Here is a 25,205-nt window from a genome sequence, read left to right on the forward strand (position 1 = left end):
TAAGCGTAAGTGAGTTGAAACACGCGGTGGCAGTCACGGCAGCGAAATCTGTCATAGCCTTTAGGGTTCTGACCATGGCGGTAAACCTGAACAGACTGACAACGGGGACAATGAACGTTAACGCTGGCCATAAGAGAACCTCAAAAGCCCGCATTATACATCAGATTCAACCAATTAGAGGCATCACCAAATTTCTTTTGTATTTTGTATAAGGATATAATATATGGTTTACGCGCTTTATTTATAAAGTAATAAGCACGCTGGTTGTGTGAGTTTCAGTGATGATTCGCAGGCAAAGGCCATTGAACAGGGGGGCCCTGCGAATTTTTATCTTTTTGGATGCCTGTCTTACCTGTCTGCTCAGGGCGTTGTAGCCGGACCAGAAAGCAACGGGTTTAATTCCCGCCGCCATATTCGCGGGTGATTTCTTTTGCCGCCCGGATAACCAGCGCGCCAAGCTCGGTGATACGATCATCAGTAATCCGTGAAATCGGCCCGGAGATGGATATTGCCGCGTAAGGTTCGCGATGCTCGTCATAAATACATGCTGCGACACAGCGCAGGCCAAGGGCGTGTTCTTCATCATCTAAGGCAAAACCGCTGCGGCGGGCCAGCGCCAGATCTGCTTTCAGGTTTTGTGGTGAAGTCAGCGTATGCGGCGTGTAGTGGTGCAGGCCACGCTGATGAAGCAGGGTGGCTACTTTCTCTTCACTCAGATTGGCTAAAAAGGCTTTGCCTGCGCCGGATGCGTGCATTGGCAGCTTGCCCCCAATTGGCGCTGACATTCGCATCAGCTGGGTACACTGAACCTGGTCAATGATCACGGCCTGGTGGTCACTGTAATCCAGCACTGCCAGATTGACCGTTTCACCGGAGTCCTCCATCAGCTTACGCAGCATCGGATGTACCATTGCCAGTAAATTGCGGCTCTGCAGAAAACTGCTGCCGATGACAAAGGCATGGGCGCCAATGGTCCACAGCCCGAGGTCACCCACCTGACGAACAAATCCCATCTGCTGCATAGTCATTAGTAGGCGATGGGTGGTTGAATTGGGCAGGCCTGCCTGCTGTGCCAGTTCCGTCAGGGCTATGCTGCTCTGTGCTTCAGCAATAAATTCCAGTAGCATCAGGCCGCGGGTCAGGGATTGGACCTGTCCTGTTTGTTGCTGTGCCTGTGGCGCCGAGCGCGGTTTTTTGCCGCGTTTGGCGGGCATAGATGAGGCCATAGTGCATCTCCGTATTTTCATCAGATGGAAATCATTTTCGTTTAGTCGACAGGAATTGCAATCAATGGTTAACTGGTCCGATGAGAGGCCGGCAGATATTGTTTCCCTGCCCCTGAGCCGTAAACGCGGCTGGCAATAAGCGAAAATACTGGCATTCGCCTATTGGCTTTTTCATACAGCAAGCTGTCTATCATAGAAGTAAGTACTAACATCGAAATATCGTACCTCTATATGACTGGCGGCCATCTTGTTGCATTTGCATGCTGGCCGGGCAATATCCACCGTGGGTGGATGATAGCTTGTGTCGTGACCATCACGCTTGCGCGATAGCAGATAAGGTCCGGGCGCATGTATGGGAGCGGATTACGGGGAACCGGACGGGTAATCATCGCCCGTCTGGTCTGGCTTATCATGTACCGGCACTTAAGAAAGTGAGTAATTACTTTCATTTTGTGGCAGAGATACAGCCTTTTTATTATTGTATTGCTGATGTTATCAGGCCAGGACCGGCAATGTCTTTTTCGCCGTCATTTTCAGCACGCTGAAAAAGACGGCGGCGGGTAACTTGCCCATGATCATTACCCTTTCATGATGAGTAAAGAGGGCGGTGTTGCTCCCTTTACTGACTGGCATCCTGTCCGCTCAGGAATCGGGATTGGCACTGACCGACAAAAGCCGGATATAGGCTGTTATTCTCAGTTACTTCAACGCGATCTATGTAAGTATGTGCTTACATCCTTTTTTACGGCTAACGAAAAGTGCCGGCAAGCTGATTGATATTGTGGCTAAAACAGCGTTGCCCTGGCGCTTAGTATGATGTCAGCACAACCGGATACTGTGGCTATTTTTTCGTTGTGGCTTTCCCAGACCAGTAGCCTGCCAGCAGCGATCCGGAAAGATTATGCCATACAGAGAACAGTGCGCCGGGCAGCGCCGCCAGCGGTGAGAAATATATTTTTCCCAGCGTAGCGGCCAGTCCTGAATTTTGCATACCGACTTCCAGCGCCAGTGTCCGGCAGGTTGACTCATCAAAACCAAACAGTTTGCCCCCCCAGTAGCCGCCCAGCAGGCCGATGGCGTTGTGCAGGATCACTGCGGCAATGACCACCAGTCCGACTGAGCCAATAAATTTCTGGCTGCCAGCAACTACCGCACTGATGATCAACAGGATACATATCATTGAAAATGCCGGCAGATAAGGCTCTACCCGTTTTACAACTGATTTGAGGCTGTGATGAATAATCAGCCCCAGTCCGATGGGGACGACCACAATTTGAATAATGCTGATTAGCATGCCGGCCACATCAACCTGGATATGGGTATCAACATACAGGCGCGTTAGCAGGGGTGTGGCAATGACACCAACCAGCGCTGATACCGATGAGATGGTAACCGATAACGCAACATCGCCTTTTGCCAGATAGATCATGACGTTTGAGGCAGTTCCGCTTGCCACACTGCCGACCAGAATCATCCCGGCAGCCAGATCGGCCGGCATAGCAAAGAGTTTAGTCAGTGCCCATGCTGCCAGCGGCATCACCAGATAATGCAGAAACGTGCCCGCAATAACCGGCGCCGGGCGCACCATTACCCGTTTAAAATCATCCAGGCTTAGGGTGACGCCCATCGCAAACATAATCAGCATCAGTAGCCAGGTGACGGAGGTGCCGATTGGCATGAATGTAGCGGGTGAATAGTATGCGGCAGCAGAGAGTAAGACTGCCCATAGCGGAAACAGCCTGGTGATGTTGGCGAGCATAGCCTGTCCTGTTTTCAGTTTTTGTATAGTGGTTTTTATCGGCGCGCTATCGGAACGGGAAAACGCGCGAGCAAGATGATAGCACCATTTGGTTTTCTCACCGGTCTGCGCAGGCCGGCAGTGATAACTATCACATTTATGCTCCGATAACGGGAGCCACAATGTGTAGTCCGGCGCAAAACCCGGTGAAAGCGATTAACATTTTCTGCCCGCTGCCTCTGCTGACTGCGGGCAGAAAACAGTCTCGCTATTCGAAAAGGTTACGGTGCAAGGCTTGTACAACTTGTTCCGCATCGTTGCCAGGCACCAGAAAGCAGAGGTTATAACTGCTGGCACCGTAGCAGATCAGGCGCAGATTAAAAGGTTCCAGTACGCCGAATACCTCTTTACCTACACCGCGAGCCTGCGACAGGTTATTACCAACCAGCGCGATCAGTGCCAGATTCTCTTCGACTTCGACCCGACAGAGCGAAGACAGCTCGGTCAATAATGCCTGGGTTAACAGACTGTCTTCGGTGGAAGTGGACCCGGTGGTATCCAGCGTCAGGGCAACGCTGACTTCCGAGGTGGTAATTAAATCGACCGAGATATGGTGTCGGGCAAGAATACTGAAAACCTCGGCAAGAAAACCACGCGCCTGCAGCATATTCAGACTGTGCAATGTCAGCAACGTCTGCTTCCGCCGTAACGCCAGAGCACGAAACAGCGGAGGATTCTCGGTTTTGACACAGACCCGGGTGCCGCCATCCTGCGGTGCTTTGCTGGAGCCGACAAACACCGGAATGCCGTTGCGAACGGCAGGTAACAGCGTCGCCGGATGCAGCACTTTGGCACCAAAGGTAGCCATTTCTGCCGCTTCCTCAAAGGTGATTTCATCAATGCGCTTAGCGCCGGGGACAATACGCGGATCCGTGGTGTAAATACCGGGAACGTCAGTCCAGATATCGATGCGCCCGGCATGTAGCGCTTCTCCCAGCAGTGCGGCAGTGTAGTCGCTGCCGCCGCGTCCAAGGGTGGTGGTGCGCCCTTTAGCTTCACTGCCAATAAACCCCTGAGTGACGACCAGCGCCTCATTCAGACGGGGTTTTAGCTGAGCGGCGGCAAGTTCCGCCAGAGCCTGGGTGTCGGGTTCAGCACGGCCAAAATGGTCATCGGTACGCATAACCTTACGGATGTCAAACCACTGGGCATTAACGCCACGCTGGCGCAGAATCTCGACAAATAGCAGCGTGGACATCAGTTCTCCATGACTGACCAGTTCGTCGGTCAGCGCATTGGAGGTTGCTAAAGCCGCTGCTTCAGACAGCATACTGATATTTTCCAGCATGCGATCAATTTCATCACGGATAACCAGCGGTTGTGCCAGCCGGTCAATAATCGCGTGATGAATACGGCGAACTTCATCCAGCATAAAAATACGCTGTGCCTGCTCTGGTCCTTTGGCTAACGACACCAGCAAATTAGTGACGCCGGCCGCAGCAGAGAGCACCACCAGACGGGAAGAGGGTTCGGACAGTACCACATCGGCACTGCGGTTCATGGCGTCAAAATCGGCCACGCTGGTGCCACCAAATTTGGCGACGGTTAAAGACTGGGACATAAACAAACTACCTCGTGTCAGATAAGCCTTGGCACAAGGAAAGAGCAGAAACGGGGCAGACAGTAGAACGGAGGGCTACGCGTCTCCCAGAAGCGCCCCACCTTGTGGTGTATTCCGTCTGGAATACACCGGGTGACAACCCAGGGGATTCAGCGCCTGCAGCCGACAGGCACCCTTCCGCATGCTGCCTGTCTCGGCGTCGCATCCCCCTCAGATGTTTTCGCAGGTGACGGAACCTCCAACATCCTACCTGGGCGACGCGCCTCTTCTGGCTTGCGCTATTGCGCAAGTAGCCATTTAGATTTATCGGGTAATTGCGGCGCTGTCAATGATAGCGGACGACAAATTTTCATTAACCATGACGGTCCGATACAATCGGAACGGCGCACCAGCCAGAAAGAAAAACCTGTGGTTGCTGCCGCGCTATGCTGCTCCCTGTATTGATTGCCGTCACTCAGCGATGACGGCCAGCGGGATCCCTCTGGTAAGGGACCAGAAAGCGTCGTCAGCCCCGGGGTTGATAACCCACCAGACAATGCCGGGGCCCTTTGTCCCCCTTACGCTGAAGATTCAGATTGTGCACTGGCTCAGATTTCTTCCTTTCGTCATCCGGAATCAGTCATACTGGGGCAATATCGCGTCAGGAAACTGGCCGCAGGTATGGATGTGGCGTACCGATTTAGCGTGGGGATATTTTCCTCACGAACAGAAGAAGGCACAGGTAACCGGTAGCATCCTGCCTTGAGGGTAATGGCATTTTTACTTCGTCCGGTGACGGCGGCCAGCTGACCGGTTTCACGGTTTCTTAATAAGAAGAGTATCGTTATGAAGAATATTAATCCGACTAAAACCGCTGCCTGGCAGGCATTGCAGCAGCATTACCAACAAATTAAAGATGTGAAAATCGCCGACCTGTTCGCCGAGGATAGCCAGCGTTTTACCACTTTTTCCGCCACTTTCGACGACCTGATGCTGGTGGATTACTCTAAAAATCGAATCACCCGCGATACGTTAAACAAACTCTATGCGTTGGCGAAAGAGACCGATCTGCAGGGTGCCATTCGCGCGATGTTTTCTGGTGAAAAAATCAACCGTACGGAAGATCGTGCGGTGCTGCATGTTGCGCTGCGTAATCGTGCTAACCGGCCGATTCTGGTAGACGGTAAAGACGTCATGCCAGAGGTGAATGCGGTGCTGGAAAAAATGAAAACCTTTTCTGAACGGATTATCAGTGGTGAATGGAAAGGTTACACCGGTAAGGCGATTACCGACGTCGTGAATATTGGCATCGGTGGCTCTGATCTTGGCCCCTACATGGTGACCGAAGCGCTGCGGCCGTTTAAAAATCATCTGACCATGCATTTTGTTTCCAATGTGGATGGCACCCATATTGCTGAAACGCTGAAGAAAACGCATCCTGAGACTACATTGTTCCTCGTGGCATCGAAAACCTTTACGACCCAGGAAACCATGACGAACGCACACAGTGCGCGCGACTGGTTTCTGAAGGCAGCCGGGGATGAGAAACAGATAGCGAAACATTTCGCGGCGCTGTCGACAAATGCGAAAGCAGTGGGTGAATTTGGTATTGATACCAGCAATATGTTTGAATTCTGGGACTGGGTTGGCGGCCGTTATTCGCTCTGGTCTGCCATCGGACTCTCAATTATTTTGTCCGTCGGATTTGATAACTTTGTGCAGCTGTTATCCGGCGCACACGCTATGGATAAGCACTTTGCGGAAACCGAACTGGAGAAAAATATTCCGGTACAGCTGGCGTTAATCGGTATCTGGTATAACAATTTCTTTGGTGCAGAAACCGAAGCGATTCTCCCGTATGACCAGTATATGCACCGTTTTGCCGCGTACTTCCAGCAAGGCAACATGGAGTCAAACGGTAAGCACGTCGATCGCGATGGCAACCTCGTCTCCTGGCAAACTGGCCCGATCATCTGGGGGGAGCCGGGTACTAACGGCCAGCATGCTTTCTACCAGCTTATCCATCAGGGTACTAAGCTGATTCCTTGCGATTTTATTGCGCCGGCAATAAGCCATAACAAACTTGGCGATCACCACCAAAAGCTGCTCTCCAACTTTTTTGCGCAGACAGAGGCGCTGGCTTTCGGTAAGTCCCGACAGGCGGTTGAAAAAGAGTTTGCGGATGCCGGTAAAGATCCCGCCAGCCTGACACATGTGGTGCCGTTTAAGGTGTTTGAAGGCAACCGGCCGACGAATTCCATTTTACTGCGTGAAATCACGCCTTATAGTCTTGGCGCGTTGATTGCGCTCTATGAACATAAAATTTTCACTCAGGGCGCCATTCTCGACATTTTTAGCTTTGATCAGTGGGGAGTTGAACTTGGTAAGCAGCTGGCCAACCGTATTCTGCCGGAACTGAAGGACAATCAGCAGATCAGTAGCCACGATAGTTCAACAAATGGATTAATTAATCGCTTTAAATCATGGCGTTAAAATAGATTCCTCACGGAATAATGCCTCTTTCTCAGGCCAGCGATTGCTGGCCTGTTTTTTGTCCTTATAGTTGCACTGTAAACAATAATGCATAATAGCGATGACATCCCCTTCGGGATAATTTTGGTGCGGAGTAGCCGATATGCATAATGAAAAAATAGGGCTGAAGATTGCTTTTGTCGGACAGATGATTTTGAACGCAGGTCTGATTATTCTTGCGTTAATCCTGATTATCTTTCTCGGCAAAGAGACCTTTTATTTAGGAAAAGTACTGTTTTATAGCCCGGAGGACAGCTCCTCTTATCTGCTGGTCGAAGGCATTGTCACTTATTTTCTGTATTTTGAATTTATTGCGCTGATAGTGAAGTATTTTCAGTCGGGTTACCATTTCCCACTGCGTTATTTCGTTTATATCGGCATTACTGCCATTATCAGGTTAATCATCGTTGATCATGATAGCCCCGCCGACACGCTATGTTATTCAGTTGCCATCCTGATCCTGATTATTGCCCTCTGGCTGGTAAACAGCTCACGGTTAAAACGTGAGTGATATGGCGGCAGAAAGCGCCGCCCGCGTTACACTGACAGAGACATTCGTTACACTATGGCACTGTTTTTACCGGAGAAGATGATGTCCCATCCCGCTCTGAAGCAACTTTATGCGCTGCGTTGGGCAGAGGCTGGCAGTGCACCACCGCCGGCGTCGATAAGCGACTGGCTAATGGAAGAAGACTCCATGACCCGGCGCTTTGAACAGTTTTGTCAGCGGGTCAGTGTCCGTATTTTACGTGAAACCTTTGTCACTGCGGGGGAGATCGCTGGCGAATCCGCTCTGCTGCCACAAGATGCGCGCTACTGGTTGCGTGAAGTCTTGTTGTGCGGCGATGACCAACCCTGGCTGGTGGGGCGTACGCTGGTGCCACAATCCACCCTGAGCGGGCCGGAGAAGACGCTACAGGACCTTGGCAACCGACCGCTTGGTCGTTATCTGTTTGCCAGTTCAACGCTGACGCGTGACTTCATTGAAGTCGGGCGCAGCGGTGACCTTTGGGGGCGGCGCTCTCGGCTGCGGATTTCTGGTAAACCATTGTTATTAAATGAACTTTTTCTTCCTTCATCGCCGCTTTATCGGTCGGCACAATAACGGAGTGACAGGGCATGGAAAAAAGTCTGCAGCAGGGGAAATGGCGGGCTTATTGTCGCCTGATGCGCATTGATAAGCCAATCGGTACATTGTTGTTACTATGGCCAACCTGCTGGGCACTATGGTTGTCTGGCATGGCCATGCCATCGCCCTCCGTGCTGGCGGTTTTCGTGCTGGGGGTGTTTGTGATGCGGGCCGCAGGTTGTGTCATTAATGACTTTGCCGATCGTCAGATTGATGGCCACGTAAAGCGTACCCGGCAACGGCCATTAGCGAGCGGGGTCGTCAGTACACGGGAAGCTAAAATACTCTTTGCCGTGCTGGTTATTAGCGCCTTTCTGCTGGTATTAACCCAGAATAGCCTGACTATCTGGCTCTCTTTTGCCGGGCTGGCACTGGCATCACTCTACCCCTTTATGAAGCGTTATACCCATTTGCCTCAGGTCGTGCTCGGGGCGGCTTTTGGCTGGTCGATTCCGATGGCATGGGCTGCTGTCAGTGATGGGTTGCCGCTGGTGTGCTGGCTGCTATTTTTTGCCAATATCTGCTGGACGGTGGCTTATGACACCCTGTATGCCATGGTTGACCGGGATGATGATATAAAGATTGGGGTTAAATCGACCGCGATTTTATTCGGCCGTTATGACAAGCTGATTATTGGCATACTGCAATTGGCCACCCTGTTATTACTGGTGCTGGTTGGGGTGAAAATGCAGCTTAATGGCTGGTTTTATAGCGGATTGCTGGCCGCTGCTCTGCTGTTTGTATATCAACAGAAAATGATTGCCGGCCGCGATCGCGAGGCCTGTTTTCGGGCATTTCTGAACAACAATTACGCCGGTATGGTTATTTTTTGCGCTATTGTGCTGGCGTTGTTGTGATGCCGCAAGGACAGGATGCTATCTGACATGGCGCGAGTCCGTCCCGCAGCCATTCGCTGCGGGACGATTCCTTCAGGCTGGCTGCTCCGGTACGGGGGCGGCCAGCGGCAGGGGCTCACTGGTGGCCGCTGCATTTTCAATGGTCATGCGTACATCCTGCATGATCAGGTCGGCCAGTAGCAGGTATACCTGCCGGGTCTGCGTCACCTGTGCATCACCGGCATCATGAATGTAGCCTTCATCGCGCAGCGTCAGCACCAGCGAACTGAATACGGCCTTATCAAAAAACTCCGGGGCATTAATGCCGTGCAGTACCGACAGACGCTGCGCCAGGGTCCGGCTCTCTTTTTCCAGCGTTCCGCGGTTAATGGCCGGATTCGCGCTGAGAATAGCAAAGGTAATGGCAAAACGCTGTAAGGTTTCGCGCACGCCAGCAGCCAGTAGCTGAAGGGTGCGCAGACGTGGGTTGCTGATACATATGCTGTCGTTTTCGATCTGCAGCAGCTGCTGACGGGCCATCTCCTGAGTCAGTGCGGTAATCAGTTCCGGTAGCGCTTCTTTTTCCCAGCGCAGGAACAGTTCATTTTTCAGCATGGGATAAAGCACGCTGACCTGCCGCACTAATTCCTCGCAGGTTATTTCCCGATGCTGCATCAGGATGGCGGCCAGCAGTGACGGAATCACCAGCATATGGTGAATGTTATTGCGATAATAGGTCATTAATACCGCCTGCTCGCGTGGCAGCACGATAATCTCGCCAAAATTATCCTGTTCGATATCAAATTTATTCATGCCGATAGCATGCTCAAGCATTGCCTCTGGCGATGCGTCCGGTACTGTGGCGTGTTCCGAATAGGGGACATTGCGTAGCAGCGCCTGGTAACAGGCAAGCTGTTCGGTCAGCTGTTCACGGGTTAAAGAACGCTGCCGTGATGCCAGCAGGGCGGTGACGCAGAGATTCATCGCGTTGGCGGCCCCGGCATTATTGATTCGGACCATTATTTTTTGGGCAATATCGTTTACCGCCGGTGTCAGCCAGGCAGGACGCTGTGCTTCAATCGGGTCAATGGCTTCGCGCCATTCTGGCACCTGTTTATTCAGGTAGCTAATCAGCGGCAAAGGTTCGCCGAAGTTAACGTAGCCCTGACCAAGATTCCGTAACTTGCGTAAACCGCGCACCATTTGCATAAAGCCTTCTTTTTCTTTGGTGGCGCCGCGCAGTTCTTTGGCGTAAGTACCCACTTCCATGACATGTTCATAGCCGATGAATATGGGTACCAGGGTAATCGGGCGATTGCCACCGCGTAACATAGCCTGAATGGTCATCGACAGGGTGCCGGTTTTAGGATCAAGCAGCCGGCCGGTACGTGAGCGGCCACCTTCGACGAAATATTCCACCGAATAACCCCGGTTAAACAGTTCGCCAAGATATTCACGAAACACCGTAGAGTAGAGCTTATTTCCTTTGAAGGTTCGACGAATAAAGAAGGCGCCAAGATGACGGAAAATCGGTCCGGCGGGCCAGAAGTTGAGGTTGATACCCGCTGCGATGTGGGGCGGTACCAGTCCCTGATGGTAAATAACATAGGAGAGCAGCAGATAGTCCATATGACTACGATGACAGGGAACATAAACCAGTTCATGTCCATCCTGTGCCAGCTGTCGTATGCGTTCAGCACCGTTAACGTTTATTCCTTTGTACAGTCGACTCCAGGTCCAGCTCATTACCCGATCGGTAATACGGATGGCTTCATACGTGAAGTCAGCGGCCACTTCCTCCATCATTTCAACCGCTGCCTGCTGCGCTTTGTCGTGCGAGATTTTTTTACTGCGTGCTTCATCTTCCACGGCTTTAGCAATGGCTTTGGATTGCAGCAACTTAGTAAACAGATCATGACGAACCGGCAGACGTGGGCCAACGGTGGCCAGACGCTGGCGGGCAAAGTGCATGCGCGCGACGCGCGCCAGCTTCTGGGCGATGGTTTTGTCGGTGCCATGCTCAGTGGCCATGTAGCGCAATGAAACGATGGCAGAAAAACGCACAAAACTGTCGCGGCCCAGCCAGAGTACGGCGAAAAATTTTTGCACCCCATTGAGTACGCGCAAATGGGGCTGCTGCTGGCCCTGAATTTCCCGGCCAGGAGCACGGCCAAACATCACTGAAACCGGTATCATCTGCACATCCAGCTCGGGATTGCTGCGGTGCAGATCGAGATAATCGTGAAAGAGTTTGACTGACTCAAGGTTGGGTACGAAATAGGGAAATACCCGTGGGCCATCATGGATAAAAACATAGCGTGGCAGTTCTGTGCCATCGATTTCCAGCGCTTCCAGCGGATCGGGTAACTCCTGTTTACGGCATTCAGCACGTAACGTCAGTAAGTCAACTTTGGAATCATACGGCAGCACGTACATGATAGGACGCGTGCGATCCAGCCCCAGTTCAGCGAGCGGATCGGCCGGGATCGCTTTACTTTTTACCAGGAATTTTAACGGAACATTCAGTAAGTTATAGTATAGTTTACGCCAACCTGACATAGATAAAATAAAGCCTCTTGTTAGCAAAGCGTCGCAAGCATACCAGAAAGCAGCGATGAAATCTGTTGGTGTGTATTATCCAACATGGACGCTATTTTCCTCAAAGGGTTCCTTACTATGGCAAACAACTCGACCGGTCTGATGCGTATTGTCAAAGCAGCAGGCTATTCATGGCAGGGGCTGCGCGCCGCCTGGCAGTATGAAGCGGCCTTCCGTCAGGAAGTGGTCGCGGTGGTTATCGCAACGGTTATCGCCTGCTGGCTGGATGTTGATGCGCTTAGCCGGGTGATGCTGATTGGTTCCGTGGTGCTGGTTATCATTGTTGAAACCCTTAACAGCGCGCTGGAAGCGGTAGTGGATCGCATTGGGCGCGAAATACATCCGCTGGCAGGCAGAGCGAAGGATTTGGGGTCGGCGGCTGTACTGCTGACAATGCTGCTGGCTTTATTCGTCTGGCTGATGCTGCTCTGGCCCTGATTACCGCCTCGCCCGCACTATTTTGATAGCGGACAACGGTTTACTGTAATTTTCAGTTTTCATCCGCTGAATAGCTGTATATACTCACAGTCAACTGTATAAACAACCAGGGGGCAGGATGAAAGCATTAACCGCAAGGCAGCAGCAGGTTTTTGACCTGATACGCGAAAATATTAGTCAGACTGGCATGCCTCCGACTCGTGCTGAAATTGCCCGGCAGTTAGGGTTCCGCTCACCGAATGCTGCCGAAGAGCACCTGAAGGCGCTGGCGCGTAAAGGTGTGATTGAAATTGTCTCCGGCGCATCGCGGGGTATTCGCCTGCTGCAGGATGAAGACGATGAGCCAGGTCTGCCGCTGATTGGGCGCGTTGCTGCCGGTGAACCCCTGCTAGCGCAGCAGCATATTGAAGGGCATTACCAGGTGGATGCCAGTTTATTCAAACCCCATGCTGACTTCTTACTGCGAGTCAGCGGTATGTCAATGAAGGACATCGGCATTATGGATGGTGATTTGCTCGCCGTGCATAAAACCCAGGATGTACGTAATGGCCAGGTGGTGGTCGCCCGCATTGATGATGAAGTCACGGTTAAACGTTTGCACAAGCAGGGAAATACGGTGCAGCTTCTGCCGGAAAACAGTGAATTTAAACCTATTGTGGTGGATGTCCGTCAGCAGGATTTAACCATTGAAGGTCTGGCTGTTGGCATCATTCGCACGGGCAGCGGGTTATAAGCTGTTGCTGATGTGTTTCACGACTGCACGTGACCGCGTGCGACACGCATGTCGCCAGTCAGGCGGCCCTGTTTAGCAACGGGAATGTCTGGCTAGCGGTACTTGTCTGTTGCTTTGCGCCGTACTTAGCCAGAAAGTGTTAACAGCGGCCATTCGGTTCAGCGGTGGCCCCTGGCAGCTTTGTTGCGTAACTCACTGTTATCCCTCTACAGTTTGTGTTGGCCTGGCGTAAACGGTCATTTCCTCATCATCTGCTATAATTAACTGGGTACCACGCATTAGATTAGTGAATCATGTCACTGATTAATTTATTGCAAGATAAAGACACCATGATGTAACCCTAAACCAGAAGGAGATACAGCATGAATAAGGATCAGGCAAGCGGTAACTGGAAAGAATTTAAAGGAAAAGTGAAAGAAAAATGGGGCAAGCTGACCGATGATGATATGCAAATTATCAATGGTAAGCGCGACCAGCTTATTGGCAAAATTCAGGCGCGTTATGGTTATGAGAAAGACCGCGCCGAAAAAGAGGTCAGCGATTGGGAACGCAGTAATAAGCCCCACTGGTAAATCAGCGGGCTGATCCGGCCTCTGGCACATGGAGCGTGCCGTCAGGCTCCTCTGCCGCGTTTTTTCGACAATAAGCTGTGGTCATGCTGACAACTTTCATGCGCAGTACAGGCTTCAACTTCCGCACAGCTGGCACACAGGCCATGCGCTTCAATAACGGTGTGGCGTAACGCAAATCCTTCTTTTTGTGCCAGGGCGGAAATAATCTGTTCCACGCCTTCTGCATGCTGTTCTGCAACGGTGCCGCAGCGCTGGCAGATAAGCATTGCCGAGGTATGTGCCGGACCTTCAAAGTGATGGCACACCATGTAGCTATTGGTCGACTCCACCCGATGAATAAAACCCTGTTCCAGCAGAAAATCAAGCGCCCGGTAAATGGTAGGGGGCTTGGCCTGCGGCTCTGAGACGCGCAGCAGATCGAGTAAATCATAGGCGCTGATAGCGCCAATCTGCTGGGCCATTAAGCGCAGCACTTCCAGACGCTGCGGAGTCATGCGGACGTTACGTTGCTGACAAAGCCTCTCTGCCTGCCCAAGAATTTGTTCAGCACTCAACGTCACCATGATTTCTCCTGCCTTACAGCGATTAATCGCACTATTTTATCACAATTTTTGGTTAAGCACCGGTTGGCACACAGGGCAGTACGTGCGGGTGTTCTTAACGTTTTTTTTACCGTCCGGACGCGGCGGTTTTTTCGTTTTACATGTTAAAATTTAATAAAGTAATAGCCCGCTTTTAATGATCATAGAAAATAATTTGTTAAATAATTATTAATGTAAATTGCGGCAGGCATACCTTGCGTATACTTTTAAATCAGGCCGTCTGACGGTGGCCTGGTTGTCATAAAATGTCATTGCTGTAATAAATAAATCATTGATTAGTCGTAAAATTTATTAATAAAAGTGACAATTAACAGAATAAGCCTTCTCTTACCCGCTTAATCCATACAACGCTTTACTGCATTTATGTTCCGATAAGGTATGGCTGCATAATCGCCATAGTGATGATAGCAACCTATAAAAAACGGGTTCAGGTAAAATGGCTAAAAGTTTCAGAAAATTAATAAATAGTTCCCATCCGGTATTACTTCCCGCGCTGCTGATGGCACCGCTGAGCGCACTGGCGGCAGGCAATTATTTTGATGCCCGCAATGACGCGATGGTCGGTATCGGCGTGGCTAGTTCAACGTATGGCACGGCGGGCTGGCAAACCCGGCTCTGCTTACCAAAGCCCAGCCGGACGATGATGTCAGCATTACCTTGCCTTCGGTCGGCGCCCAGCTTTCTGATGGCGATCATATGATCAATAAAATCGATGATCTTACCGACAGCGTCAACCGCTATCGCGACCTGGCCAATGAGGATTTGCTGACGTTGCTGACTCACTATCAGCAGGTACAGTCCGCCGCCGGGGATCTTGCTAATCAGCTGGAAAACCTGCGTGGTAATAAAGCGTGGGCCAGCGCTGGTGCGGCGGTGGTGGTGGCAGTACCAAATCAGACGTTACCTTTTGCATTTGTTACCAGGGCTTATGGTACAGCGCAAATCGCTGCGGAAGTGGCGCAGAGCGATATTGATTATCTGCGTCAGGTGGAGAATGGTACGCGTATTCCGACCCAGGGCGATCAGAACAATCTGCGCTCTTCCGGTCTTGGCCGTGGCGCCATTGTGTATGATTACGGCGTAGCGATGGCTCATGAATTCTCTGTTGCCGGTCATGCGGTTTCTTTGGGTATTACACCCAAAATTCAGCAGGTCTATCTGTATAACTACAGTGCTTCAATTTACAACTACGATAAATCAGACTTCAAACAAGGACGCTACAAAAATAATGATAACGGCTTTAACCTTGATGCTGGCTTATCGACCGATCTTAACGATAACTGGACCTTTGGCCTGAGTGCGCAGAACCTAATTGCACGTGATATTGATACCCGTGAGATCAGTGGCTATAAGGACACCTATCAGATCCGGCCGTTAGTCACCGGGGGAGTAGCCTGGCACAATGAACGCTTTACCGTTGGACTGGATGCGGATGCGACGGCAACGAAAAGGTTTAAAACTCAGTCAGATAGCCAGTATGCGGGCATTGGTGCAGAGTATCGGGCTCTGAGCTGGTTACAACTGCGTGCCGGTTTTCGTGCGGATATGAAATCCAATGATGCCAACGTGGTGACTGCCGGTGTTGGCTTGTCGCCCTGGGGCAAAGTCCATCTTGATCTGGCGGGAATGGCAGGTAACGACCGCACTTATGGTGCGGTTGCCCAGCTTAGTTTTACTTTCTGATGTATCAGGGCGGTTGTTAAGCGCCTTTATCTCGCCGTCCTGGCGGCAGCTACCGCCAGGCTTATTCCAGCATCAGATCTGCCACTATCTGCTCATGACGCATTGCTGTCGGGTAGAAAGTGGGCCAGTGATTCAGCTCCTTCTCCAGCTGCAGATGGCTGTCATTGCCAAAGAAAATATGGAAGTGCTTCGCTTTAGTGGGTTCAATATCATGATCGCTGAATTGCACAAATTCTGGCGCCTGTGTGTCTCCGCCGCGGCGGGTGAACAGATAACGCACGCCTTTTTTGCCGGAAGGGTAGTGTAAAATTTTGAATCCGCTGTAGCGGTAAAGGCCTTTCGATGTTTTTCCCGGACGGGTAAAACTGATGCTGTCAGGTGTAATCGCGATGGCCGTGACCTCACTGGCGTAGCCAGTTGTGTAGTAAGCCTTGTATTCTTCGGCAGTTTTATCTTTTCCTGTCGCCGCTTTATGCTCAAAGACTTCCTGCAGACTGCCGTTTTGTAATAAGGGGTAGAGCGATATCCAGCGGCCCTGCCAGTCGGTTAATTTGCGGTCGCGGACATCTGCGTCGTCAAATTTACCCTGGTGAATTTCGCTATGGTTATGCTGATGATTGTGCGCCAGCGCGGGAAAAGTAAAGGTTGCGCTGGCCCAGGCAAAAATAACTGCCGCCGGACTGAGAATATTACCGATTGTCATGACCGCTCCTGGAGAGAAGTGAGATAAGAAAAACCGGAGAATAAGTTATGTTATAACGTAACAATTTGCAACCCAGGCAGGAGGGACAAATTGGTGCAGGGGGCAGAAAGGAAGAACAGGACCAGAGCGGTCCTGTAGGATCAGGCCGTCTGGCGACGAACCGGCGCGCCATTGGCAACGTAATAAGGTACGTCGCTGCGTGTTAATGCTGGCCGGCCGCGGATCATATCGGCAATTTTTTCGGCGATCATGATAGTCGGCGCATTCAGATTGCCAGTGGTTATCTGCGGCATAATAGAGGCATCCACTACCCGCAGCCCGGTAACGCCGTGCACTTTTCCATCATTGCCAACCACCGCCATGTCGTGATAACCCATGGCGTTGCTGCAGGAAGGATGGTAGGCCGTTTCAGCGTGCTGACGGACAAATTCGTCCAGTTCGGCATCACTTTGTACAGAGGCGCCTGGTGAAATTTCCCGGCCACGATAGGCATCCAGCGCAGGTTGTTGCATTATTTCACGGGTAATACGGATGCCGGCACGAAATTCCCGCCAGTCCTGTTCGTGTGACATGTAATTAAACAGAATGCTGGGATGGGCGTGCGGATCTTTGGAACGCAACTGTACCCGGCCGCGGCTGGGGGAACGCATTGAGCCGACATGCGCCTGGAAACTGTGCGTTTTGATCGGGTTCGATCCATTGTAGTTAATCGCCACAGGCAGGAAATGATACTGAATATTAGGCCAGCTAAATTCGTCGCTGGAGCGGATAAATCCGCCGGCTTCAAACTGATTACTGGCACCGATACCGCTGCCGTTAAACAACCATCTGGCGCCAATCGCCGGCTGATTATGTAACCTGAGAGCCGGCGAGAGTGAGACCGGCAGCTTACATTCGTATTGCAGGTACATTTCCAGGTGATCCTGCAGGTTCGCGCCGACGCCTGGCAGATCCTGGACAATGGCGATATCCAGCTGCCGGAGAAGTTCACCCGGGCCAACACCGGAACGCTGCAGGATTTGCGGTGACGCAATGGCCCCGGCGCAAAGCAACACTTCCCGGCGGGCATGGGCTTGCTGCGGTTTATTATGTTGTAGCCAGCTGACCCCGTACGCTCGCCGATTATCAAACAAAATACGATCGGTGGTGGCGTGTACCTCAATCGTCAGATTTGGCCGCGAACGGGCCTGATCAAGGTAACCCCGGGCCGTGCTGGCACGACGGCCACGCGGCGTTACGGTACGGTCCATTGGACCGAAACCCTCCTGCTGATAACCGTTTAAATCATCGGTACGTGGATAACCTGCCTGTACACCGGCCTCAACCATGGCGTGAAACAGGACATTATTATCCGATTTCGGCGTAGTGACACTGACCGGGCCGCTGTCGCCATGATAATCATTCGCGCCAATATCCCGAGACTCAGCAGCCTTAAAATAGGGCAGACAATCGAGATAGCTCCAGTTTTCCAGACCAGGCTGGCTGGCCCAGTTGTCGTAATCCAGCGCATTACCGCGGATATAGCACATACCGTTTATCAGTGAGGAACCGCCGAGACCTTTGCCGCGCCCGCACTCCATGCGGCGATTATTCATCCAGGGTTCCGGATCTGTCAGGTAAGCCCAGTTATATCGCCTGCCCTGCAGGGGATAGGCCAGTGCCGCGGGCATTTGCGTGCGGAAATCCAGACGGTAATCCGGGCCGCCGGCTTCCAGCAGCAGGACGCTGACGTCCTTATCCTCGCTAAGACGGGTTGCCAGCACGTTACCTGCCGAACCAGCGCCAATAATAATGTAATCATATTCCTGTGTAGTGCTCATAAAGCATGCCTTCCTTGTTTAAAACACTGAGATGAAGGGGGCCAGCTCAACCTGGACAGATTTGATACGGGTATAGTGTGCCAGCGTTGAAAGGCCGTTTTCACGCCCGACGCCTGACTGTTTATAGCCGCCAACCGGCATCTGCGCCGGCGATTCACCCCAGCTGTTAATCCAGCAGATTCCAGCTTCCAGTTGATGAATGATGCGGTGGGCCCGTACCAGGTCAGGGGTAACCACACCGGCTGCGAGACCAAAGTGGGTATCATTTGCCCGGCGGATAACCTCGTCTTCTTTATCCCAGCTGAGCAGACTCATAACCGGGCCAAAGATTTCTTCTTTCACGATGGTATGATGATCTTCGCAGTCGGTGAAAATGGTCGGTTGCACATAGGCCCCGTTGGCGTAATCAGCGGATGTTTCGCGGGCGCCGCCGCATAGCAGCCGGGCACCTTCCTGCTTGCCTGTTTCGATATAGCGCAGTACGTTTTCCATATGGGCAAAGCTGACCAGTGGTCCGAAGTTGGTGGTTGCCTCCTGGGGATGACCAAGGCGAATACGCTTAACACGCTCCAGTAATGCCTGTTCCAGCGCGGCTTTTTGTGAATGATGTACAAAGACGCGTGTACCGTTGGTACAGACCTGGCCCGAACTGTAAAAGTTAGCCATCATGGCAATATCTGCAGCCTGGCTGATATCTGCATCAGGCAGAATAATCAGCGGTGATTTCCCCCCCAGTTCCATGGTGACCTCTTTTAGCGTAGGGCTGGCGGCGCTTGCCATCACTTTTTTGCCGGTTTCCACGCCGCCGGTAAAGGAGATTTTTTCAATGGCCGGGTGTTCGGTCAGCCACTGACCAACCTGGCGTCCTGCTCCCTGTAGCACATTAAATACACCATCCGGCAGGCCGGCTTCACTGTATATTTCTGCCAGCTTCAGCGCTGACAAGGGCGTCACTTCACTGGGTTTAAAAATCATGGCATTACCGGCAGCCAGCGCCGGAGCTGATTTCCACAAGGCAATCTGAATCGGATAGTTCCAGGCACCGATACCGGCAGTAACACCGAGAGGTTCGCGACGGGTATAAAAGAAGCTGGTTTCCCGCAGAGGATATTGTTGCCCTTCAATAGCGCATGCCAGACCGGCGTAATATTCCAGCACGTCAGCGCCGGTAACGATGTCGACGGCGGAGGTTTCTGAGAAGGGTTTGCCGGTATCAAGCGTTTCCAGCTGAGCCAGTTCGTCATTACGTTCGCGCAAAATTGCCACGGCGCGCAGCAGAATACGTGAGCGTTCGGTGGCAGTCATTGCCGCCCACAGGCGCTGGCCCTGTCTGGCGCTGGTCACGGCCTTTTCGACGTCAGCCGCACTGGCGCGCTGTACGTCGGCGAGGACCTCACCATTGGCTGGATTAATACTCTGGAATATCTCGCCGCTGCTGGCCTCTGTCGGCTTGCCATGAATGTAGAGTTTTTGTAGGGGAAATCTAGCCATTATCAAAATATCCTTTCATTTAGACCTGTTCTGAGAAGAAAAGGGTGCCAGTTTCTGAGCAATGTAATCGTGCGCAATCAGGCTGGCCTGACGGGAATCAAAATCCTGGCCGGTGAGACTGCCGCGCAGCCAGAGGCCGTCAATCAGCGCTGCCAGCCCCTGAGCGGCGGTTCGTGCATCCTGTTTTGTCAGCACACGTTGAAATTGATGACTGATATTGGAATAGAGACGGCGATCGTTTGCCCGTTGCAGTCGGCGCAGATAGGGACTGTGCATACTGGCTGCCCAGAAGGCCAGCCAGGCGCGCATAGAATGCTGACTGGTCTGGCTGAGATGAAAGTTACCTTCAACAATAGCAATAAGCTGGGATTGCGTATCTGCGTTGGCCAGTTTCCGATGTTGCGCCACAGCATCGCGCAGATCGCGCAGTATTTTGCGCATTGTTGCATGGAGCAGACCATCCTTGTCGCCGAAATAGTGGCTGACGATACCAGTGGACATGCCTGCTTGTTTAGCGACCAGTGACAGCGTAATGCCAGCCAGACCGACGTTGCCGATAGCCTGGAATGCGGCGTTAATCAACTGCTCTTTTCGCTGTTCAGGAATATCTTTGCGCACCCTGTTCCATCTCCCGTTTGTTTTTCGCCATTATTTTATTCATTGATTGAACAATCAATCAATAGTGCATATGCTACAAATATGTCAAATAAATGTGGCCATGTGTTAAGTCTCCGTTTACATATGCAGCCGCAGTTACCTGCAATGCGGAAAAGTTATGACAGTTATCCATCAACAATCTGAAGAAACCAGGCTAACCGTCCGGGTCAACTATCCGGTATTTATTGGCTCTGCCGCCGTGATGCTGATTCTCGGCCTTATCATTGTTCTTTACCCGCAAATCAGTCAGCGCTGGCTCAACAGTGCACAGGTCTGGGTCGCCAATGCCTTCGGTTGGTATTACATGCTGTTAATGGTGATTTGCATGGTGTTTGTTTTCTGGCTGGCGTTGTCGCGTTTTGGACAGCTAAAGCTGGGGCATGACAATGAAAAACCGACCTTTTCATATGTATCCTGGGTGGCAATGCTGTTTTCCGCCGGGATTGGCATTGCGCTGGTTTACTACGGTGCTTATGAGCCGCTCGACCATTTTTTGCAGCCGCCAGAAGGGCCCGGTGGCACGGTCGGGGCCGCCCGTGAGGCAATGGCAATTACCTTTCTGCACTGGGGACTACATGGTTGGGCATTGTACGCACTGATTGCCACGGCACTGTGTTGGTTTGCTTATCGACGTAACCAGCCGCTGGCATTACGTTCAGCACTCTATCCCCTTTTTGGCGAACGTATTCACGGCTGGCGTGGACATCTGGTGGACAGTTTTGGCATCCTGGTAACGGTGATTTCAATGGTGACTAATCTGGGGATTGGTGCGTTACTGGTTAATTCCGGGCTGCATTATCTGTTCAATATACCCCAGAATAATATGGTGCTAATGGCCCTGCTGGTGGTGATGATGCTGGCGGCTACTTTGGCTGCGGTGACCGGCATCGAGAAAGGCATTGCGATGATCTCAAATATCAATGTGGGGTTGCTTTGCCTGCTGCTGCTGTTTGTTTTTGTCACCGGTCCAACGCTGACGATGCTTAATGGCTTGTTGCAGAATACCGGTGATTATCTTAATTCGCTGGTTGTTAAGAGCTTTGATGTGTATTTGTATGGTAAAGCTCGTCAGTGGCAGGGGGCCTGGACGCTATTTTACTGGGCATGGTGGGTGGCCTGGGCACCGTTTGTTGGACTGTTTATTGCCCGTATCTCCCGTGGGCGCACGATTCGCGAACTGATTTTTGGCGTGTTGCTGATCCCACTTGGTTTCACCCTTGCCTGGCTTTCACTGTTTGGAAATACGGCCATTAGCCTGGTGTTACAAAGTGGCGATACTCTGCTGGGGAAAATTGCCGTCTCCGATCCACCCATGGTGGTGTATAAGCTGCTGGAGTATCTGCCCTGGAGCAGTCTGACGGCGGGGTTTACCGTTGTGATTAGCTTCATGCTGTTTCTGACACCGGTTGATTCCGGGACACTGATGATCGCCAATCTTTCCAGCGTCGGCGGCGAGGTCAGTGATGATGCGCCGGCCTGGTTACGCATTTTCTGGGCTGTTGTCACAACCGTCGCCTGCGCTGCTTTACTTTATGCTGGCAGTTTTAGTGCGATGCAAACGGCGGTGGTGTTATGTGGCTTGCCCTTTTCCGTGGTGATAGTGCTCTATATCATTAGTCTTTATCGTGATTTACAACAAACGGTAAAATTACAGGTCATAGCGGAAAACCGTTAATCGCCGGCGTTGTTGATGGCGTGAAGCGGATAATATGGACATTTCAGTCTGCGGTCAGCAAAAAACAGAATCACACCGCTGCTGGCCACCTCGGTTGGTGAGAGCCTATTTTTTCCTCAGCGACAGAATCAGTTTAAAGTATAAAGGTAACAGATAGATGGTTACCTTTTTGCGCAGAGGGAACTCAGTGGAAAAGTAGAATAAGGCGCTCTGGAGCCTGATTTTCTCAAGGTACGCAATATTGAAAAAACTGTTTTTTATCATCAGATTTTTCATCAGATCAAAGACTCTCTTCACCGCAGGGTAAAGAAGCATCTTAATATCTTTAGTATTGTTTTTTATTTTTGCTATTTGTTTATACTTTTCCAGTATGAAGATTAAATCAGAAATATCTTTTTTTCTGAAAGTTTGAGAAATGCTGCTGTCATTGGTCCGGTAGTGAATGAGGGTTTCGTTTACCGGGCACACCGAATCAGCAAATAAATAGAACTGCGGTATCGCATACATGTCTTCATAATGGCAGTTTTCAGGGAAGCGGATATCATTTCTTATAAATAGTTCAGTCCGGTAAACTCTGCCCCATGGAAACCACTGTGCATTTTGGAATGCGGGAAGCCTTTCGGCAAGGTGTCTGAAAACAGTAGCATGTTGAAAACTCACGATTTTCAATAGCGTTTCTTGTTTGCCATTTTTGTCACGCTGACTCGCGTTGAATTCAAATATGTCATAATCTGAATTCGTAAGGATGGCTGGAAATACCTGCCAGAATGCCGGCTGATAGTAATCATCAGCATCCAGAAAGGTGAGGTATTTTCCCCGACAGACGTTGATGCCGGCATTTCTGGCAATAGAAACTCCACGGTTGTCCTGATTCAGAAGCTTTATCTGCTTCTTAGTGTGCTTTTGACATATTTTTTCTATTTTATTCAATGAATTATCTGTTGAGCCATCGTTGATGATAATCAGTTCACAGTTGTCCGGGAGATAAGCGAGTACCGATGTCAGACATTCTTCAATGTAATCAGCGCAATTATAACAAGGTACGATAATGCTCAGTAAAGTTTTCCATACTCCGTAATCCTTCATTGTTCCTGAATTTTGCGTAAAGATGATCAATTATTCCTCTCATTAATTTATTGGTTTTGTTCCTGTTCCTCTTCTGCCTGATTCTGCACTCCATCGGTATTTCACGTGATTGCAGTCATATTAGGCCACTGTTTGTTTGTACATTTCCTCAACGTGCTTTAGAAAGGTGTTTATCTGATCTGTGGTGAATTGAACATATTGCTTTCAGGTAGATGAGGCACTTGTCCGATACAAACCAGAATATATTTTGTATGTAAAGATAAGAGGCGCAGCTTGTGTACGCACAAAAAAACATGTTAATATCGTCCAATCAAAATTTTAAATTAACTTCATCTGCGTAAAGCCCCGTTTCTTCAGAAACGGGGCTTTTGCTTTTTTAGCTGATAAAAATCAAAAAATAAAATTAATGTACGTCATATTTCGATTTTCACCCTGAAAGGAGAAAAAATCTATTGCCTGATAGTTTTTTTGTGGAAATTCCCGTAATTCATTTTTTATTAATAGTCCTTACTGGCTTTTATAGTTAGTAAGATTTTTAAAAGTAAAAATAAATATGTGAGAGTGTTGTGATGTTAAGTAAAGAGCTATTTGATATTTTGGGTGGTGAAAATAGTGATTATCATGGTGTAACTTTTTCTCTGACAAAACAGAATGAAATTAAAAAAATTATAAATACACCAAATTTGTTTGGCCATGATCCAAGTGTTAATGACTATATACCGACGGGTAGAAATCTGATTAGTGCAATTAAAGATGTTATTTCAGAGGCAAAACATTCTGTGGATATTTCAACATTAATGCCATATCCTGATGGTGATTTTTTGCGTGCGATCCATGATGGAATTTACCAGAGCTATCAAAAAGGAAACAGACCTGTTATTCGTGTGCTGGGTGGGTGGTATTATTACTCAGGGAGTTATTCTGTCAATCACTGTAGTCGGCCAGTTCATCTTGTCAAGGGATTTTATAATTCCAAAAATGTTGAATGGTGGCCATTTCCACATTTAAAACCCATTGAGGATATGGAAGATTTTATAAAAGCACTTGCATTACCTGCCGATCTTAAAGTTTATGTTGGTGCTATGCAAAGTGATTGGGGTTCATGGAATCATTCAAAGTTAATTATTGTTGATGGCAAAGAATGTATAGCCGGCGGCCATAATATGTATGATGCGACTTATTTACGTTTTGCGCCAGTTCATGATTTATCCGTCCGCCTCGCCGGTCCTGCTGTCCAGTGTGCCGAACATTTCCTTAATCGTCTCTGGGCCGAGGTTGCGCGTTACGCAGACACCTGGAATCCATTAAAATGGTACTGGAGTATGTTTTCATACAACGATAAGATTGAACATGGTGTGGCATTGGTCGAAATAAAAAATGATGCTGAAATTACAGAGGAAAATACCGAAGTTCTGGCATTAGGTCGACTGGGTTCAAAGATTGTCGAACATCCGGATAATGCATCTAATGCCAGCCAGACGGTTCGTATTGAAGCGATTAAACGAGTGAAAAATCATGTCCGGCTATCACAGCAGATGTTGGGTGACTCTACTTACAGTAACTATGACGAAGAGCTTATTACTGTGCTGAGTCAGCTTATCGTTGATGGCAAACAGGTAAGTATTATTATTGGTGACAAAGGAGGTGCCGATCAGCTTTTGGCAATTTACTCAGGAGACAGTATTAAAGATACGGCTTTTTATATTGCTGAAAAAGTGAAGGCATTATTAGCTGGGTGGGATATAACTGCTGTAAGGGATCTGTTAGCAAACAATCTGCATGTTGCTCCGGTACGATTTTTTGATAAGGAAGGGAATAAAAAATATGATGATGACTGGAAATGGCGATCTGATGATGGTCAGAAAATAATTGAGCCGGGAAATCATGCTAAAAATTATGGTGATGCCTCTAATTGGTTGAATCTGATGTATAATGCGGGCTTTTGAGGTTCTCTTATGGCCAGCGTTAACGTTCATTGTCCCCGTTGTCAGTCTGTTCAGGTTTACCGCCATGGTCAGAACCCTAAAGGCTATGACAGATTTCGCTGCCGTGACTGCCACCGCGTGTTTCAACTCACTTACGCTTA

General features: G+C 50.2%; 22 protein-coding genes, 1 pseudogene and 1 riboswitch. Of the genes and pseudogenes, 11 read left to right on the plus strand and 12 right to left on the minus strand.

What is annotated here, in order from left to right; all coding sequences use genetic code 11:
* The 5 genes from BL249_RS17645 to lysC all read right to left on the minus strand — a co-directional run.
* Nucleotides 1-131, minus strand: a 131-nt coding sequence (locus BL249_RS17645) for an IS1 family transposase (protein ID WP_342633895.1), incomplete at its 3' end; no start/stop codon positions are given.
* A 264-nt stretch (nucleotides 132-395) separates the two neighbouring features.
* The gene (iclR, locus tag BL249_RS17650; RefSeq protein WP_099707484.1) at nucleotides 396-1,226 is read right to left on the minus strand and encodes a glyoxylate bypass operon transcriptional repressor IclR; all 831 of its coding nucleotides are present in this window, start codon (nucleotides 1,224-1,226) and stop codon (nucleotides 396-398) included.
* A 495-nt stretch (nucleotides 1,227-1,721) separates the two neighbouring features.
* Nucleotides 1,722-1,859 (minus strand): hypothetical protein, encoded by a 138-nt coding sequence (locus BL249_RS19055; RefSeq protein ID WP_158233115.1) that lies wholly within the window; start codon nucleotides 1,857-1,859, stop codon nucleotides 1,722-1,724.
* A gap of 208 nt (nucleotides 1,860-2,067) precedes the next feature.
* On the minus strand, nucleotides 2,068-2,985 hold the full coding sequence (gene panS, locus BL249_RS17655) for a ketopantoate/pantoate/pantothenate transporter PanS (protein ID WP_099707503.1): 918 nt from the start codon (nucleotides 2,983-2,985) through the stop codon (nucleotides 2,068-2,070).
* Between the two features lie 247 nt (nucleotides 2,986-3,232).
* Nucleotides 3,233-4,585 (minus strand): lysine-sensitive aspartokinase 3, encoded by a 1,353-nt coding sequence (gene lysC / locus BL249_RS17660; RefSeq protein WP_099707485.1) that lies wholly within the window; start codon nucleotides 4,583-4,585, stop codon nucleotides 3,233-3,235.
* Nucleotides 4,586-4,667: 82 nt separating this feature from the next.
* Nucleotides 4,668-4,861, minus strand: a riboswitch (Lysine riboswitch).
* A gap of 549 nt (nucleotides 4,862-5,410) precedes the next feature.
* Here lysC and pgi point away from each other — a divergent pair.
* The 4 genes from pgi (at nucleotide 5,411) to ubiA (ending at nucleotide 9,082) form a co-directional block, all read left to right on the plus strand.
* Nucleotides 5,411-7,057, plus strand: coding sequence for a glucose-6-phosphate isomerase (pgi, locus tag BL249_RS17670; protein WP_099707487.1), 1,647 nt, complete (start codon nucleotides 5,411-5,413; stop codon nucleotides 7,055-7,057).
* Between the two features lie 142 nt (nucleotides 7,058-7,199).
* Nucleotides 7,200-7,607 (plus strand): phosphate-starvation-inducible protein PsiE, encoded by a 408-nt coding sequence (gene psiE / locus BL249_RS17675; RefSeq protein ID WP_099707488.1) that lies wholly within the window; start codon nucleotides 7,200-7,202, stop codon nucleotides 7,605-7,607.
* Nucleotides 7,608-7,688: 81 nt separating this feature from the next.
* Nucleotides 7,689-8,201: a chorismate lyase gene (gene ubiC / locus BL249_RS17680; protein ID WP_099707489.1), complete on the plus strand. Its 513-nt coding sequence runs from the start codon at nucleotides 7,689-7,691 to the stop codon at nucleotides 8,199-8,201.
* A gap of 14 nt (nucleotides 8,202-8,215) precedes the next feature.
* Nucleotides 8,216-9,082, plus strand: a complete 867-nt coding sequence (gene ubiA, locus BL249_RS17685; RefSeq protein WP_099707490.1) for a 4-hydroxybenzoate octaprenyltransferase — start codon at nucleotides 8,216-8,218, stop codon at nucleotides 9,080-9,082.
* 72 nt (nucleotides 9,083-9,154) lie between these two features.
* Here ubiA and plsB read toward each other — a convergent pair whose 3' ends face one another.
* Nucleotides 9,155-11,620 carry a glycerol-3-phosphate 1-O-acyltransferase PlsB gene (gene plsB / locus BL249_RS17690; protein WP_099707491.1) on the minus strand — a complete coding sequence of 822 codons (2,466 nt, stop codon included), beginning with the start codon at nucleotides 11,618-11,620 and terminating at the stop codon, nucleotides 9,155-9,157.
* 117 nt (nucleotides 11,621-11,737) lie between these two features.
* Here plsB and BL249_RS17695 point away from each other — a divergent pair, with 117 nt between their 5' ends.
* The 3 genes from BL249_RS17695 (at nucleotide 11,738) to BL249_RS17705 (ending at nucleotide 13,402) form a co-directional block, all read left to right on the plus strand.
* Entirely contained in the window at nucleotides 11,738-12,097 is a 360-nt protein-coding gene (locus tag BL249_RS17695) for a diacylglycerol kinase (RefSeq protein WP_099707492.1), read from the plus strand.
* Between the two features lie 118 nt (nucleotides 12,098-12,215).
* Complete coding sequence (gene lexA / locus BL249_RS17700) at nucleotides 12,216-12,830, plus strand: transcriptional repressor LexA (protein ID WP_099707493.1); 615 nt, start codon at nucleotides 12,216-12,218, stop codon at nucleotides 12,828-12,830.
* Between the two features lie 362 nt (nucleotides 12,831-13,192).
* Nucleotides 13,193-13,402, plus strand: a complete 210-nt coding sequence (locus BL249_RS17705; protein WP_099707494.1) for a CsbD family protein — start codon at nucleotides 13,193-13,195, stop codon at nucleotides 13,400-13,402.
* A gap of 41 nt (nucleotides 13,403-13,443) precedes the next feature.
* On the opposite strand, the gene zur is transcribed toward BL249_RS17705, so the two are convergent.
* Nucleotides 13,444-13,965 carry a zinc uptake transcriptional repressor Zur gene (zur, locus tag BL249_RS17710; RefSeq protein WP_099707495.1) on the minus strand — a complete coding sequence of 174 codons (522 nt, stop codon included), beginning with the start codon at nucleotides 13,963-13,965 and terminating at the stop codon, nucleotides 13,444-13,446.
* Between the two features lie 475 nt (nucleotides 13,966-14,440).
* On the opposite strand from zur, the pseudogene BL249_RS17715 reads away from it, so the two are divergent.
* Nucleotides 14,441-15,687, plus strand: a pseudogene (locus tag BL249_RS17715) (conjugal transfer protein TraF).
* 61 nt (nucleotides 15,688-15,748) lie between these two features.
* Here BL249_RS17715 and BL249_RS17720 read toward each other — a convergent pair.
* The 4 genes from BL249_RS17720 to betI all read right to left on the minus strand — a co-directional run bounded on the left by BL249_RS17720 (nucleotide 15,749) and on the right by betI (nucleotide 20,319).
* Nucleotides 15,749-16,390, minus strand: coding sequence for a ZinT/AdcA family metal-binding protein (locus BL249_RS17720; RefSeq protein ID WP_099707496.1), 642 nt, complete (start codon nucleotides 16,388-16,390; stop codon nucleotides 15,749-15,751).
* A 140-nt stretch (nucleotides 16,391-16,530) separates the two neighbouring features.
* Entirely contained in the window at nucleotides 16,531-18,210 is a 1,680-nt protein-coding gene (betA, locus tag BL249_RS17725) for a choline dehydrogenase (protein WP_099707497.1), read from the minus strand.
* An 18-nt stretch (nucleotides 18,211-18,228) separates the two neighbouring features.
* On the minus strand, nucleotides 18,229-19,701 hold the full coding sequence (gene betB, locus BL249_RS17730; protein ID WP_099707498.1) for a betaine-aldehyde dehydrogenase: 1,473 nt from the start codon (nucleotides 19,699-19,701) through the stop codon (nucleotides 18,229-18,231).
* 15 nt (nucleotides 19,702-19,716) lie between these two features.
* Complete coding sequence (gene betI / locus BL249_RS17735) at nucleotides 19,717-20,319, minus strand: transcriptional regulator BetI (protein ID WP_099707499.1); 603 nt, start codon at nucleotides 20,317-20,319, stop codon at nucleotides 19,717-19,719.
* A 157-nt stretch (nucleotides 20,320-20,476) separates the two neighbouring features.
* On the opposite strand from betI, the gene BL249_RS17740 reads away from it, so the two are divergent.
* A complete protein-coding gene (locus BL249_RS17740) occupies nucleotides 20,477-22,033 on the plus strand; it encodes a BCCT family transporter (RefSeq protein WP_099707500.1) in 1,557 nt (518 codons plus the stop codon).
* Nucleotides 22,034-22,138: 105 nt separating this feature from the next.
* Here BL249_RS17740 and BL249_RS17745 read toward each other — a convergent pair whose 3' ends face one another.
* The gene (locus BL249_RS17745) at nucleotides 22,139-23,119 is read right to left on the minus strand and encodes a glycosyltransferase family 2 protein (RefSeq protein ID WP_099707501.1); all 981 of its coding nucleotides are present in this window, start codon (nucleotides 23,117-23,119) and stop codon (nucleotides 22,139-22,141) included.
* Nucleotides 23,120-23,688: 569 nt separating this feature from the next.
* Here BL249_RS17745 and BL249_RS19060 point away from each other — a divergent pair.
* On the plus strand, nucleotides 23,689-25,065 hold the full coding sequence (locus tag BL249_RS19060) for a hypothetical protein (RefSeq protein WP_099707502.1): 1,377 nt from the start codon (nucleotides 23,689-23,691) through the stop codon (nucleotides 25,063-25,065).
* A gap of 9 nt (nucleotides 25,066-25,074) precedes the next feature.
* Nucleotides 25,075-25,205 (plus strand): IS1 family transposase (locus BL249_RS17755; RefSeq protein WP_342633895.1); only part of this gene is annotated, 131 nt, incomplete at its 3' end.

The sequence above is a fragment of the Erwinia sp. OLFS4 genome, from assembly GCF_002752165.1.
Lineage (GTDB): Bacteria > Pseudomonadota > Gammaproteobacteria > Enterobacterales > Enterobacteriaceae > Izhakiella.